The 12,619-nt window shown below is 60.5% G+C and carries 15 protein-coding genes and 1 tRNA gene; 8 read left to right on the top strand and 8 right to left on the bottom strand.

Annotated elements, in window-relative coordinates:
- Positions 1-5: 5 nt before the first annotated feature.
- A complete protein-coding gene (locus tag CLV74_RS02055) occupies positions 6-758 on the bottom strand; it encodes a GNAT family N-acetyltransferase (protein ID WP_106262532.1) in 753 nt (250 codons plus the stop codon).
- A gap of 71 nt (positions 759-829) precedes the next feature.
- Positions 830-1,282: an outer membrane protein assembly factor BamE gene (locus CLV74_RS02050; RefSeq protein ID WP_106262531.1), complete on the bottom strand. Its 453-nt coding sequence runs from the start codon at positions 1,280-1,282 to the stop codon at positions 830-832.
- Between the two features lie 70 nt (positions 1,283-1,352).
- Here CLV74_RS02050 and CLV74_RS02045 point away from each other — a divergent pair, with 70 nt between their 5' ends.
- The 8 genes from CLV74_RS02045 (at position 1,353) to CLV74_RS02010 (ending at position 6,933) form a co-directional block, all read left to right on the top strand.
- Positions 1,353-1,913 (top strand): YceD family protein, encoded by a 561-nt coding sequence (locus CLV74_RS02045; protein WP_106262530.1) that lies wholly within the window; start codon positions 1,353-1,355, stop codon positions 1,911-1,913.
- Positions 1,914-2,087: 174 nt separating this feature from the next.
- A complete protein-coding gene (gene rpmF / locus CLV74_RS02040) occupies positions 2,088-2,294 on the top strand; it encodes a 50S ribosomal protein L32 (protein WP_106262529.1) in 207 nt (68 codons plus the stop codon).
- Positions 2,295-2,318: 24 nt separating this feature from the next.
- The gene (plsX, locus tag CLV74_RS02035; protein WP_106262528.1) at positions 2,319-3,419 is read left to right on the top strand and encodes a phosphate acyltransferase PlsX; all 1,101 of its coding nucleotides are present in this window, start codon (positions 2,319-2,321) and stop codon (positions 3,417-3,419) included.
- Between the two features lie 4 nt (positions 3,420-3,423).
- The gene (locus CLV74_RS02030; RefSeq protein ID WP_106262527.1) at positions 3,424-4,395 is read left to right on the top strand and encodes a beta-ketoacyl-ACP synthase III; all 972 of its coding nucleotides are present in this window, start codon (positions 3,424-3,426) and stop codon (positions 4,393-4,395) included.
- Between the two features lie 84 nt (positions 4,396-4,479).
- Positions 4,480-4,782, top strand: a complete 303-nt coding sequence (gene ihfA / locus CLV74_RS02025) for an integration host factor subunit alpha (protein ID WP_106262526.1) — start codon at positions 4,480-4,482, stop codon at positions 4,780-4,782.
- A gap of 9 nt (positions 4,783-4,791) precedes the next feature.
- Positions 4,792-5,640: a MerR family transcriptional regulator gene (locus CLV74_RS23120; RefSeq protein ID WP_245888426.1), complete on the top strand. Its 849-nt coding sequence runs from the start codon at positions 4,792-4,794 to the stop codon at positions 5,638-5,640.
- A gap of 61 nt (positions 5,641-5,701) precedes the next feature.
- Positions 5,702-5,778 (top strand) — tRNA-Pro (locus CLV74_RS02015).
- Positions 5,779-5,853: 75 nt separating this feature from the next.
- Positions 5,854-6,933, top strand: coding sequence for a 2'-deoxycytidine 5'-triphosphate deaminase (locus CLV74_RS02010; RefSeq protein ID WP_106262525.1), 1,080 nt, complete (start codon positions 5,854-5,856; stop codon positions 6,931-6,933).
- Between the two features lie 42 nt (positions 6,934-6,975).
- Here the strand turns inward: CLV74_RS02010 and CLV74_RS02005 are convergent, their stop codons facing one another.
- The 6 genes from CLV74_RS02005 to argS form a co-directional block, all read right to left on the bottom strand.
- Positions 6,976-7,164, bottom strand: a complete 189-nt coding sequence (locus CLV74_RS02005; RefSeq protein WP_106262524.1) for a hypothetical protein — start codon at positions 7,162-7,164, stop codon at positions 6,976-6,978.
- A gap of 82 nt (positions 7,165-7,246) precedes the next feature.
- A complete protein-coding gene (gene scpB, locus CLV74_RS02000; protein WP_106262627.1) occupies positions 7,247-7,837 on the bottom strand; it encodes an SMC-Scp complex subunit ScpB in 591 nt (196 codons plus the stop codon).
- Between the two features lie 58 nt (positions 7,838-7,895).
- Positions 7,896-8,708 (bottom strand): segregation and condensation protein A, encoded by an 813-nt coding sequence (locus tag CLV74_RS01995; protein ID WP_106262523.1) that lies wholly within the window; start codon positions 8,706-8,708, stop codon positions 7,896-7,898.
- A 3-nt stretch (positions 8,709-8,711) separates the two neighbouring features.
- Positions 8,712-9,701 (bottom strand): glycoside hydrolase family 3 N-terminal domain-containing protein, encoded by a 990-nt coding sequence (locus tag CLV74_RS01990; RefSeq protein WP_106262522.1) that lies wholly within the window; start codon positions 9,699-9,701, stop codon positions 8,712-8,714.
- A 3-nt stretch (positions 9,702-9,704) separates the two neighbouring features.
- Complete coding sequence (locus CLV74_RS01985) at positions 9,705-10,781, bottom strand: SPOR domain-containing protein (RefSeq protein ID WP_245888425.1); 1,077 nt, start codon at positions 10,779-10,781, stop codon at positions 9,705-9,707.
- A gap of 74 nt (positions 10,782-10,855) precedes the next feature.
- Positions 10,856-12,601 carry an arginine--tRNA ligase gene (gene argS, locus CLV74_RS01980; protein ID WP_106262521.1) on the bottom strand — a complete coding sequence of 582 codons (1,746 nt, stop codon included), beginning with the start codon at positions 12,599-12,601 and terminating at the stop codon, positions 10,856-10,858.
- Positions 12,602-12,619 lie beyond the last annotated feature (18 nt).

The following is a 12,619-nucleotide window of genomic DNA, read 5'->3' as shown; positions in this document are numbered from 1 at the left end:
CCCGGTCAAGAGGGACTGTTGGGCTCGGCCCCTGCAACCGCCCGCAACAGGCGCTTTCGCGTCTCTGGGATCGCGGCAATTTCAACGCCCGTGAAGACATGCAACGTGTTCATCTGCCGGTCAATGACCGCATGATCACTAACCCAACCGCCCATCATCAGATAGGTTTTCAGCAGCGGCGGCATCTGACGCATCGCGCGCTTGGCGTCCGGATTGTGGGTCAGGGCTGTGCCAAAGGCAATGACCTCGGGCGCTTTGGGTTTCGGGGCCCATGTGGCGGGGGCCAGATGGCGGGCCTTAAGCAGCGCCAGACTATCCAGAAAATCCGCAGGACTGGTGCCCTTGAAGGACGAGCAACCAAAGAGCAGCGTGATCCCCTCAGCGTCCACATAGCGGGTCAACGCAGCCCACGCGACGCGCAGGATATCAGGATCGTTTAAGGCAGGATCGATGCAGAACCGGCCAAGCTCTAGCCCGTGGCCGTCGTAACCGGATAGCGCGGCCAAATCGTAGAACTGGCCCGAATAGCTATTCCCGATCCCTGCGCACGGCAGGCGCAGGAGACGAAAACAGCCCGCCAATATGCCGGTCTGCACTTCTTCAATCAGGATATGGGTGCATCTGGGATCAAAATCGTCCCCGTCCGACCGCTCGGCGCTCCCGTGGAACGCCAAAGACCGCAGGCGCAGGGCTGCGGTCATGTCTTCGGGGCTTGCAGCAGGACGGGCGCGATACCGGCCCATCTGAAAGCTTTGCATGTTGGACGTCCGGCGTCAGCAGCGGTCAGGGTGGCGCGGGACAAGTGGCCCCGCACCGTCTGGCAAAAGCGTTACTGGAACGCCTGCGACAGGTCCAGTCCGCCGATGTTGCCGAACAGCTGTTTCAGGAACGGCGTATCGTTGACGTTCGAGCCGGTTACGCGGCGCGACAAGGTGACAACACGGCCATCATCCAATGTGTAACGCTCGATGTTCGAGACAACGCCAGCCTGATCGAACCGGATCGCCACGATCTGGCGATCTACGGTCTGCGGCGGGCGAATCCCGTAGTGGCGGACATTCTTGGACACGTAGTAGTAGGCGTCCGAACGCGCGACACCGGCGGTGCTTGGCGGTCCGACAAGTTCTTCCACGCTGTCACGGGTGTCTACTCCGACGACGATTCCGGCCAGATCTTCATCCGACGGCGTGTAACCGTGAAGATTGTATTGTGCGACGCAACCAGCCACAGTCAGGGCTATCGCCAGCACAGCAGACCGCCCTATCCATTTCACTACCCGCATGTTGCCCCTCTTGAACTCTGCCTCGTTTGGCTTTTATCCCGATTACAGAAGGAAAGGTCCCGGTTCAAGAATGCAAGACAATACACCCCTCCCTCGTCACATATTACGCGTCGCTGATTTGCCCCAACGCAAGCCCACTCGGATTTCGCTGCGTCCCGAGGCACAAGAGCTGGCCGCGATCGCTGCCGACCTTGGTCTTCTGGGCCTGCGCAAGCTGAGCTTTGAGGCCGAACTGGCCCCCGCAGGCAAGCGGGACTGGCGTTTGACCGCCAAGATCGGGGCCACTGTGATCCAGCCCTGCGTCGTGACGCTAGAGCCAGTGACCACCCGTATCGATGAACCGGTCGAGCGTCTTTTCATGGCAGAGATGCCTGAAATACAGGACGAAGAAATCGAAATGGCCGAGGATGACAACATCGATCCCCTGACCTCTGAGTTGGATATTGCGGGAATCATGATCGAGTCGCTGGCCCTCAACCTGCCCCTATACCCCCGTGCCGAGGGCGCAGAAGCCGTGAACATGCAAGTGACCGAGCCCGGCAAGGCCGCGATGACCGACGAAGATGCCAAACCCTTTGCCGGATTGGCAGCTTTGAAGGCCAAATTGAACGGTGGAGAGGGAACGCACTAGCGAATCCCCCTTGCACTGATCGCGAAAAAGCGTATTTTCCGCGCCTCATCGGAATTTTGGGTTGGACACCGATTGCGCCTGCACGTATAGGCCGGTCAACCCGCGAATGACCGCCGGGCAGAGTCCCAGACTGACAACTCGGGCGTCGCCCGCACAACGGAATAGAGGTAGGACATGGCCGTCCAACAGAACAAAGTTTCCAAATCGCGCCGCAACAACCGCCGCGCTCACGACGCTCTGGTTGCTGGCAACCCGAACGAATGCACCAACTGTGGCGAGCTGAAGCGCCCCCACCACGTGTGCCCCTCGTGCGGCCACTATGATGACCGCGAAGTCGTGGCTCTGACTGAAGAAGTCGACCTGGACGAAGACGCGGCATAAGCCGGAAAACCTACGGGCGCCCGAATGACTTCGAACACTATGAGTGATCAAACGGACGCCCGTATTGTGACCTTGTCCATTGATGCAATGGGCGGTGACCAAGGACCGGCAGCGGTCATTGGCGGCCTGGCACTGTCCGCCGAGAAAAACCCCGACATCCGCTATATCGTGAACGGCCCGCAAGACGAGCTGGAACGACTGATCGCCAAGCATAAAGTGCTGCGCGGTATTTGCGAGATTCGGGATGCTGGCGGCGTTGTCAGCATGGAAGATAAACCCAGTCAGGTGATGCGTCACGGCAAGGGAACATCCATGTTCTCGGCCATTGATGCGGTGCGGGCTGGCGATGCGTCTGTCTGCGTCAGCTGCGGCAACACCGGCGCGCTGATGGCGCTGTCGATGGTGCGCCTGCGCAAACTGCCCGGCATCAACCGCCCTGCAATCGCGGTGCTTTGGCCCTCGCGCAATCCCGGTGGTTTCAACGTCATGCTGGACGTAGGCGCTGACGTGCGTGCGGATGAACAGGACCTGCTGCAATACGCGATGATGGGCGCATCCTACGCCCGCAACGGTATGGGTCTGGAACGTCCCCGCATCGGCCTGCTGAATGTGGGCACCGAAGAACACAAAGGACGCGCCGAACTGAAGGCTGCCCACGACCTGATCTCGCTGGCAGCCGAAGACGCGAACTACGAATTTGTCGGCTTTGTCGAAGGGGGCGATATCCCCTCGGACCGTGTCGACGTGATCGTCACCGACGGCTTCACCGGCAACATCGCCCTGAAGACCGGTGAAGGCACTGCCAGCCTCATCAGCAGCCTGCTGCGTGAGGCCTTTGAATACTCTCCCCTTTCGCGTCTGGCAGCCCTTCTGGCGCTGACCTCGCTGAAACGTCTGAAAAAGCGGATCGACCCGCGCCGTGTGAACGGCGGCGTCTTTCTTGGCCTGAACGGCACCGTTGTGAAATCCCACGGGGCAGCAGATGCCATGGGGTTCTCGGCCGCGGTCAAACTGGCCTTCCAACTGGCGCAGTCGGGTTTCTCGGACAAACTGGCCGCACGGGTTGCATCTGCTGCAACGCTGCAGCAGGATGCGGCAACAACAAGCGATAACAAAAGCGGTTAGCAATATGACTCTCCGGGCAGTGGTCAAAGGTGTCGGGCATTATTTGCCTGAGCGCGTTGTCCCAAACAGTGAATTCGAAGCGACAATCGAAACCAGTGATGAGTGGATCCGTTCCCGTTCCGGCATCGAACGACGCCATTTCGCAGCCGAGGGGCAAACCACTTCTGATCTGGGCATCCGTGCCGCGCAAGCCGCGCTGGCCGATGCGGGCCTTGAGGCCAATGATCTGGATGCGATCATCGTCGCAACCTCGACCCCTGATCTGACTTTCCCGTCGGCAGCCACCATGATTCAGGCCGGTCTTGGCATGGAAAAGGGCTTTGCCTTTGACGTGCAGGCCGTTTGCGCGGGTTTCGTGTTTGCCCTGACCAATGCCAACGGGCTGATCCTGTCGGGTCAGGCCAAGCGCGTGATGGTGATTGGTGCAGAAACCTTCAGCCGCATCATGGACTGGGAAGACCGAGGCACCTGCGTGCTGTTCGGTGACGGGGCCGGTGCCCTGATTCTCGAAGCGCAGGAAGGCAACGGCACAAATGCCGATCGCGGCATTCTGGCGACCGATCTGAATTCCGATGGCCGCTACAAGGACATCCTTTACGTGGACGGCGGGGTCTCGACCCAGTCTACCGGCTTCCTGCGCATGCAGGGCAAAGAGGTGTTCCGCCACGCCATCGAAAAGCTGGCGCAAACCGCCCATACCGCTCTGGATAAGATCGGCATGACCAGCGATGAGGTCGATTGGATCGTCCCCCATCAGGCAAACCTGCGCATTATCAAAGGCACCGCCCAGAAGATGGGCCTGCCGATGGAGCGGGTCGTTGTGACCGTGCAAGATCACGGCAACACTTCGGCGGCATCGATTCCCCTCGCCCTCTCGGTGGGCAAGCAGCGCGGCCAGATCAAGGAAGGTGACGTTGTCGTCACCGAGGCGATCGGCGGTGGTCTGGCTTGGGGCTCGGTTGTGCTGCGCTGGTAACGGAAACAACCACTTCCAAGTTGTTGATATTGACTCGGAAAATTGAAGCGCCCTATTGTTCGTGAAGCAATGGGGAGAGCAACCATGGGTGAAAAGACCCTGACACGGATGGATCTGAGCGAAGCCGTCTTCCAAGAAGTCGGTCTGTCGCGTAACGAATCCGCGCAGTTGGTAGAGAGCGTGCTGGAACATATGTCCGACGCGCTGGTGCGCGGCGAGCAGGTGAAGATCTCGTCCTTCGGCACATTCAGCGTCCGCGAAAAGGCGGCACGCATCGGCCGCAACCCGAAGACCGGCGAAGAGGTTCCGATCCATCCCCGCCGCGTTCTGACGTTCCGTCCGTCCCATCTGATGAAAGACCGCGTTGCCGACGGCAACAAAGGCTGACACTGACTGATGGCCAGCAAGTCCCGCGACGCCTTCCGCACGATCAGCGAAGTTGCAGATTGGTTGGACACGCCAACCCACGTTCTGCGCTTCTGGGAAAGCAAATTTGCCCAGGTTAAGCCCGTAAAACGGGCAGGCGGGCGTCGCTACTACCGCCCCGCGGACATGGAGCTGCTTGGCGGCATCAAAAAGCTGCTGCACGAAGACGGGATGACCATCAAAGGCGTCCAGAAGGTGCTGCGCGAAAGTGGCGTCAAGCATGTGGCGTCTTTGTCTCCTGCGCTGACCGCACAAACCGACGACGCAGAGACTGACGCGTCTGAGGCCGAAGTGACCGTTGAGGCCGTCGCAGAAGTGCCCGCAGAGGCAACCGTACCCGAGGTACAGGAAACACCTGACGCTCCGGATGAGCCGATCCCCCTGCCCCAAACCGCGCCTCGCAAGGTTTTGGATGCGCCGCGTCCCAAGGATAACCTCTTTGCTCAAGGCAGCCTCTTCGACTTTGACGAAGATGATGACGGCGACCTGTTCGAAGACGCGCCAGAGGCACCGCCTGAGGCACAGGTGTTTCCCCTGCGCAAACCAGTAGATGCGGCAGAGCCCGCGCCCGAGACGCCCGCCGAAGCGCCTGAAACCTCCGAGTCCCAGACTGACACCGCACCCGAGTCTGCCCCGCAGCCTGACGCAGCCCCTACGCAGCCTGTCGTGTTGCCTGAAGATCCGGAAGATTCGCAGGTCCTGCCCCGCAGATCGGCCTTGGCCATTGCGCTGGAAATGCCCCGCGAAAAGCGTGCGGCCCTTACTACATTGGCTCCGCGCATCATCGAAATCCGGGACCGTTTGCTGGCTGCAAAATAATTTCATTTTTCTGTCAAACGGCACTTGCGCCCGCCGTCCAGAACTGTAGAAAGCCCTCATTCGGGCTATAGCGCAGCCTGGTAGCGCGTCCGTCTGGGGGACGGAAGGTCGCAGGTTCGAGTCCTGCTAGCCCGACCATTACAACGCCCGTAGGCTTCTAGCCACGGGCGTTTAATGCATCTAAGGGGTCCATTCCCCGGGACGGAGGGTGAGATGACCGAAGCCGCAGGCGTACTGCCAAGTCAGGCAATTTCCGAACTGGTTACCAATGGTGCGATCACCATCGACGCGCCGCTTCTGGATGGCCAACTACAACCCGCCAGTCTGGATTTGCGTCTCGGGACAGTGGCTTACCGGATTCGCGCCTCGTTCCTTCCCGGTCACGGCACCGCTGTTCTGGATCGCGTGAACGACTTTACCATGCACCGCATCGACCTGTCGGATGGCGCTGTGCTGGAGAAAGGCTGCGTCTATCTGGTCCCTCTGATGGAAGGTCTGAACCTGCCCCACGGCATCACCGCTGTCGCCAACGCCAAAAGCAGCACCGGCCGTCTAGATCTGCTGACCCGCGTTGTGACCGATGGCGGGACCGAGTTTGACCGCATTCCCGCGGGCTACAAAGGCCCTCTCTACGCTGAGATTTGTCCGCGCAGTTTTTCGGTCCTAGTACGACCAGGAATGCGTCTGAACCAGATCCGTTTCCGCAAAGGTCAGAGCGTTCTGGATGACGCCGAACTGGCGACGCTGCACGCCTCAGACACACTTGTAGACGGGGTTCCGGTGATCTCGGACGGTCTGGGCTTTTCGGTGGATCTCAAGCCTGCTCAGGGCGATCTGGTGGGCTACCGCGCCAAGCCGCATACCGGCGTCATCGATCTGGAGAACATCGGTTACTATGATCCGGCCGAGTTCTGGGAAGAAATCCGCACCACCACGGGCCGCATCATTCTAGACCCCGGTGCCTTCTACATTCTGGTCAGCCGCGAGGCCGTCCACATCCCCCCCGCCTATGCCGCCGAGATGGCGCCCTATCTGGCGATGGTGGGTGAATTCCGCGTCCACTACGCGGGCTTCTTCGATCCGGGCTTTGGCCATGCAGCCGTTGGCGGCAGCGGTGCGCGCGGCGTGCTTGAGGTCCGCTGCCATGAGGCGCCCTTTGTGCTGGAACACGGCCAGGTCGTGGGTCGCCTGATCTATGAGAAAATGTCCCAGACGCCAGAGACCCTCTATGGGGCGGATCTGGCCTCGAACTATCAGGGACAGGGTTTGAAGCTGTCCAAGCACTTCAAATAACGCAAAGCGGCCCTCGGGGCCGCTTTTCAATTTAATAACAGATCAGAACCGGCGCATGAACCGTGCCGCTTGGCGGGCGCGCTTCACCATATCTTTGGCCTGCCGCGCCCCTTGCGGGTTGGGTGCGCCGCCGCGCTGGCTGAACTTGTCGATGCCAGCGTTGATGCCCTTGTTCATCAGCTTGCGCATGATCATGCGCACGGCCATGTTGATCATCTGATTGGCGTTCATCGCGCGTCTCCGTTGCCCTTTCCACAAAGGTACGCAAGTTCAGCGCGTTTTCAACCAGAGCGTGGAAACAATTACCGCAGGATCAATCTTCGAACAGTTCCGACTGGCCCAAGACATCATCTTCGTCATCGTCACCCGAGTTTGGCATCGGCATGTTGCCAACCCCAAGCATCCGGCTGTCCAAGAGACCCGCCGCACGCAACTCTGCCAACCCTGGCAGATCGCGGGCGCTTTCCAGACCGAAGTGATCCAAGAACTGCTGCGTCACCACAAAGGTCACAGGCCGACCAGGCGTCATCCGGCGGCGGCCAAAGCGAATCCACTCCATCTCCAGAAGCTGATCGATGGTGCCTCGGCTGACGGTCACACCGCGAATCTCTTCGATCTCGGCACGGGTGGCGGGCTGGTGATAAGCGATGATGGCCAGTGTCTCGATCGCGGCGCGAGACAGTTTGCGGGTCTCGATCCGTTCCTGCTGCATCAGGAAGGACAGATCCGGCGCAGTGCGGAATGCCCAAGCATCGCCCACGCGGACCACACGCACGCCCCGCCCCTCATAACGCTTGCGCAGGTAAGCCAGAGCCTCGGCAGCATCACAGCCGTGGGGCATCCGCTTGTTCAGATCGGCCACGGTCACTGGCTCGGCGCTGGCAAACAGAATCGCCTCGACCATACGTTCTTGTTCGGCGATGGGCGGCGCGTCGAAAAGGATCGGCTCGTCAGTGTCGCGATCAATGCTCACGGGGGCGTTCCCTTCTTCTTAGCTGGATCGGGGCAAAGGTTTCAGTCTGGCGAATGTCGGCCTTGCCCTCTTTCACCAGTTCAAGCGAGGCGGCAAAGGTCGCAGCCGTTGCCGAGCGGCGGCGTTTGGGGTCTTCGGACCAGCCGTCTGGCAGATAAGAGGAAAGGTCCACCCATTCCCCCACATAGCCGATCAGGCCGCGCATCCGTTCCAGCGCCTCTTCCATGGTAAAGATCGCATCACGGTCCAGCACGAAGGGACGAAAGTCATCCTTGGTGCGGATACGGGCGTAACCCTGCATCAAGTCAATCAGCGTGGCCGAGTATTTCACCCGCCGCACCCGCTCCATGTCTTCGGGCAGGCCACGAGCAAAGAAATCACGGCCTAATTGGTCACGGGCCATCAGTTGCGCCGCGGCGTCGCGCATGGCTTGCAGGCGTTCCAACTGGAACGCCAGATGTGCGGCCAGTTCCTCGCCCGAGGGGCCGTCCTCGGTGGGATCTGGGGGCAGCAGCAGGCGCGATTTCAGGAATGTCAGCCACGCCGCCATCACCAGATAGTCGGCGGCCAGTTCGATCCGCAGCCGCTTGGCCTTTTCCACGAAGGCCAGATACTGCTGCGCCAGCCGCAGAACGCTGATCCGGCGCAAGTCCACTTTCTGGGTGCGCGACAGGGTCAGCAGCACATCCAGAGGGCCTTCAAAGCCCTCAACGTCCACAATCAGGGCTTCGGCCGCCAGCCGGTCCTCGACCGAGGCGCCGTCACCGCGGCCCCGTGGATCATCGCTGAAGAGGTCGTCCATGCCTCACCCTTTCACAAGGGTGGAAAATTCGGCCTGAAACGCCTCTTTGTCAATATCACTAGCATAGTCGCGCAAGGCGAGCGCCCGTTCGGCGCGGGTCTGGCCAGCGTCGGACAGATCGCCAACCACATCGGCAATCGCCTCCATATCGGCCATTTCGCCGTTACAATGCAGCACCAGATCACAGCCTGACAGAATCGCCCGTTCCGAGCGGCGGGCCACGGTGCCGCTGAGGGCTCCCATACTGATATCATCGGTCATCAGCAGACCGTCAAAACCAATATCCTGACAGATCATCCGGATCAGCTTGGGCGAGAGGGTCGCGGGACGGTCATCCAGCGCCTCATAGACCAGATGGGCCGTCATACCCAAAGGCAGATCGTTCAGCGCCTTGAACGCGGCAAAATCCACATCACGCAAAGACGCCTCATCCGCCGTCACGCGGGGTAGGTCCAGATGGCTGTCCACCTGCCCGCGCCCGTGACCGGGGATGTGCTTTAGAACTGGCAGCACGCCGCCATCCAAATGCCCCTGCGCACTGGCGCGGGCATTGGCGGTCACTGCCTGCAATGACGTGCCATAGCAACGATTGCGCAAGAACGGATGGGTCTGGTCATTCGCCACATCCGCCATCGGGGCGCAGTTCACATCGATGCCATAGGATTTCAGTTCCGCCGCAATCAGGCGATAGCGCAGGTAGAATGCCCGCTCTTGGTCCGCACCCGCCGCCGCCGCCATGTCCAAGGGGGGCAGCCATTCACTGGCCAGAGGCGCCCGCAGTCGGGCGACGCGGCCCCCTTCCTGATCGATCAGGATCGGCGCGTTCCAACCAACCGATTCCCGCAGATCCGCAGTCAAGCGGCGCAGTTGATCGGCATTCTCGATATTGCGGGCAAACAGGATAAAGCCCCAAGGTTGGGCCACCCTGAAAAAGTCACGCTCGGCGCCTGACAGTCCAGGCCCCGAGCATCCAAAGATTGCAGCGAGATGCATGGGTTAGCGCACGACCACCGGAATACAGTCGTCCTTGCCCGACACCAGAACCGAGCAGAACCGGCGTGCGTCCGACAGATCGGCAAAGCCGTGAACCCGCAGGCGGTAGAACACACGGCCACCGCTTTCGGCGCGTTCGATCACGCGATCTTTTCCTGTGAAGAACTCGGCGTACTGACCTGAAATCTTTGACCATTCCGAGCGGGCCACATCAGCACTTTCATAGGCGCCAAGCTGCACCAGACGGGTACCGGAACCCAGCGTGGCGGGGTCCAGTTCGCGGGCTGCATTGGCCACAGGTTGCGCGGCAACCATATCGCTGGCCGAGGTCGAGGCCAAGCGAACGCCGGCAGGACGCTGCTTGGGACGAACCGATTCTGCGATTCCACCGGTGACAGCGTTGGCAGTCTCGGTGCGGGCGTCGGTAACGCTGGTCTGCACTTCGGCCACATCACTGAGGTCCAGTGCTGACAGCGGCGTCACGTTCATCGCCAACTGGTTGGCCAGCGCCATGATGCCATCTTCGGTATCCAGCGATGCATTGGTGATGACCGCTTCGGGTTGCGCGGCCTCAATCGCGGGCTGGGGCACGATGGCCACGGCCTGCTCGACCTGCATATTCTCAAGCGCTTCGGCTTCCAAAGCTTCGGCTTCAAAGGCGGCCATCTGGGCCAGCGGCGCGTCTTCTTCGGTTACATTCTGCGGATCGGGTGCCAAGGTGACCTGCGCGACGGGCGCGTCATTGGCCCCTTCGGCGATCACTTCGTTGACAGAAAGTCCAACGTTTGCAGTTAGTTGCCCGCCGGGGTTCTCAGGCTGGACACGCACCGGCTCTTTGCTGGCGGCGACAACGGGAATGCCGCTCACATCACGTACGATGGTGTTGTAGCCCCATGTCATCACACCGGCGACCAGTGCAATCGACGCCACCGAGCCAACAACATTCATTAGTTTCCGAAGGGGCGGCTGGTCGGCTTGCGCAAGAGCTGCATCCAGCTCATCCACATCGTCCCAGCCAAACTGTGCGCCATACTGATCGAAGGGCGTGTAACCGCCCTGCATGGATTGGTAATCCGCCATCACTGCCTCTCTGGTCCAACGATCCCGGTCGTCGGTTATTTTTAACTGCTCAGGTTTGCCTGCGGGCTGCGTACTTAGCGCAATTCCTCTGCTGGCTTGACCCCTAGGATACCCAGACCGGCTGCAATAACAACGGCTGTCGCACGAGCGAGCGAAATTTTTGCTTGCGATGTGGCCGAATCGTCGTCCTGAATGAATCGCAGGGCCGGAACATCGTTCCCACGGTTCCACAATCCATGCAAATCCGACGCCAATTCATAGAGATAGAACGCAATACGGTGCGGTTCATTGGTGCGGGCAGCGATTTCCACCAGACGAGGCCATTCGGCGATCTTCTTGATCAGGTGTAGCTCGGCCTCATGGTCAAGCTTGGTCTGATCGGCCGAAATCAGGACGTCATCGCTGACGGTGATTCCCGCCTCGGCGGCTTTGCGCAGCACCGACGACACCCGTGCGTGTGCGTATTGGACGTAGAACACGGGGTTCTCTTTCGACTGCTCCAGCACCTTGTCGAAATCAAAATCCAGCGGCGCGTCGTTCTTGCGGGTCAGCATCACAAAGCGGGTGACATCGGGGCCCACCTGCTCGACCACGTCCCGCAGCATGATAAAGGTCCCTGCCCGCTTGGACATCTTGAACGGCTCGCCGTTCTTGAAGAGCTTCACCAGCTGGCACAGCTTGATATCCACCGGCACACGGCCACCGGACAGAGCGCTGACAGCAGCCTTCATCCGCTTGACGTAGCCGCCGTGGTCGGCACCAAAGACGTCAATCAGCAGATCAAAGCCGCGCTGCACCTTGTCGTAGTGGTAAGCGATATCGGGGGCGAAATAGGTCCATGCGCCGTCCGATTTCATGATCGGGCGGTCTACGTCATCGCCGTAGTCGGTCGATTTGAAGAGGGTCTGTTCACGGGGTTCCCAATCCTCGGGCAGCTTGCCTTTGGGGGGCTCAAGCGTGCCACGGTAGATCAGGCCCTTGTCGGTCAGATCCTGAATGGCACCTTCAATGCGGCCCGTGCCGTAGAGGGATTTTTCGCTATAGAAAACATCCATCTCAACGTTCAGCAGACGCAGGTCTTCGCGGATCAGATCCATCATGGCGGCGGTCGCGAATTCGCGCACTTCGGCCAGCCAGACGTCTTCGGGCTGGTCCACATAGGCCTCGCCCACTTTGTCTTTCAGGGTTTGACCGACCTCGATCAGGTATTCACCGGGGTATGTACCGTCCTCAAACGCCACTTCCTGACCGTGAGCTTCCAGATACCGCAGGTAGACAGAGCGAGCCAGAACATCGACCTGCGCACCACCGTCATTGATGTAGTATTCGCGGGTCACGTCGTAGCCGGCGTAATCCAAAAGGCTTGCCAGCGCGTCGCCAAAGACCGCGCCACGGGTATGACCGACGTGCAGCGGACCCGTGGGGTTCGCCGAGACATATTCCACGTTCACCTTCTTGCCACCGCCCATGGACGAGCGGCCAAAGCTGGTGCCACCCTTCAGCACCGCCTCGACCACGCCCTGCCAGACGCCGGGGGCTAGACGCAGGTTGATGAAGCCGGGGCCAGCAACCTCTGCGCTGGTGATCCGGTCATCGGCGATCAGCTTTTCCACCAGCTTTTCCGCGATGTCGCGGGGCTTGGCTTTGGCAGGCTTGGCCAGCACCATCGCGGCGTTGGTGGCCATGTCCCCATGCAACGGATCGCGCGGAGGCTCGACCGTGACGTTGGCGAAATCTAGGCCCTCGGGCAGCGCGCCCTCGGCCTGCATTTGCTCCAGCGCGGCAAGAACAACAGCGTGAATGTCGGTAAAGAGGTTCATGGGTCCAATCCTGTCTGC

The organism is Donghicola tyrosinivorans, assembly GCF_003003355.1.
GTDB lineage: Bacteria > Pseudomonadota > Alphaproteobacteria > Rhodobacterales > Rhodobacteraceae > Donghicola > Donghicola tyrosinivorans.
Note: the sequence above shows the minus strand (reverse complement) of the source record. Positions and strands in the feature narration are given on the sequence as shown.

Bases quoted from the DNA above. Each gene is read 5' to 3' on its own strand.
- CLV74_RS02055 (WP_106262532.1), bottom strand. From the start codon at position 758: ATGCAAAGCTTTCAGATGGGCCGGTATCGCGCCCGTCCTGCTGCAAGC.
- CLV74_RS02050 (WP_106262531.1), bottom strand. From the start codon at position 1,282: ATGCGGGTAGTGAAATGGATAGGGCGGTCTGCTGTGCTGGCGATAGCC.
- CLV74_RS02045 (WP_106262530.1), top strand. From the start codon at position 1,353: ATGCAAGACAATACACCCCTCCCTCGTCACATATTACGCGTCGCTGAT.
- rpmF (WP_106262529.1), top strand. From the start codon at position 2,088: ATGGCCGTCCAACAGAACAAAGTTTCCAAATCGCGCCGCAACAACCGC.
- plsX (WP_106262528.1), top strand. From the start codon at position 2,319: ATGACTTCGAACACTATGAGTGATCAAACGGACGCCCGTATTGTGACC.
- CLV74_RS02030 (WP_106262527.1), top strand. From the start codon at position 3,424: ATGACTCTCCGGGCAGTGGTCAAAGGTGTCGGGCATTATTTGCCTGAG.
- ihfA (WP_106262526.1), top strand. From the start codon at position 4,480: ATGGGTGAAAAGACCCTGACACGGATGGATCTGAGCGAAGCCGTCTTC.
- CLV74_RS23120 (WP_245888426.1), top strand. From the start codon at position 4,792: ATGGCCAGCAAGTCCCGCGACGCCTTCCGCACGATCAGCGAAGTTGCA.
- CLV74_RS02010 (WP_106262525.1), top strand. From the start codon at position 5,854: ATGACCGAAGCCGCAGGCGTACTGCCAAGTCAGGCAATTTCCGAACTG.
- CLV74_RS02005 (WP_106262524.1), bottom strand. From the start codon at position 7,164: ATGAACGCCAATCAGATGATCAACATGGCCGTGCGCATGATCATGCGC.
- scpB (WP_106262627.1), bottom strand. From the start codon at position 7,837: ATGGTCGAGGCGATTCTGTTTGCCAGCGCCGAGCCAGTGACCGTGGCC.
- CLV74_RS01995 (WP_106262523.1), bottom strand. From the start codon at position 8,708: ATGGACGACCTCTTCAGCGATGATCCACGGGGCCGCGGTGACGGCGCC.
- CLV74_RS01990 (WP_106262522.1), bottom strand. From the start codon at position 9,701: ATGCATCTCGCTGCAATCTTTGGATGCTCGGGGCCTGGACTGTCAGGC.
- CLV74_RS01985 (WP_245888425.1), bottom strand. From the start codon at position 10,781: ATGGCGGATTACCAATCCATGCAGGGCGGTTACACGCCCTTCGATCAG.
- argS (WP_106262521.1), bottom strand. From the start codon at position 12,601: ATGAACCTCTTTACCGACATTCACGCTGTTGTTCTTGCCGCGCTGGAG.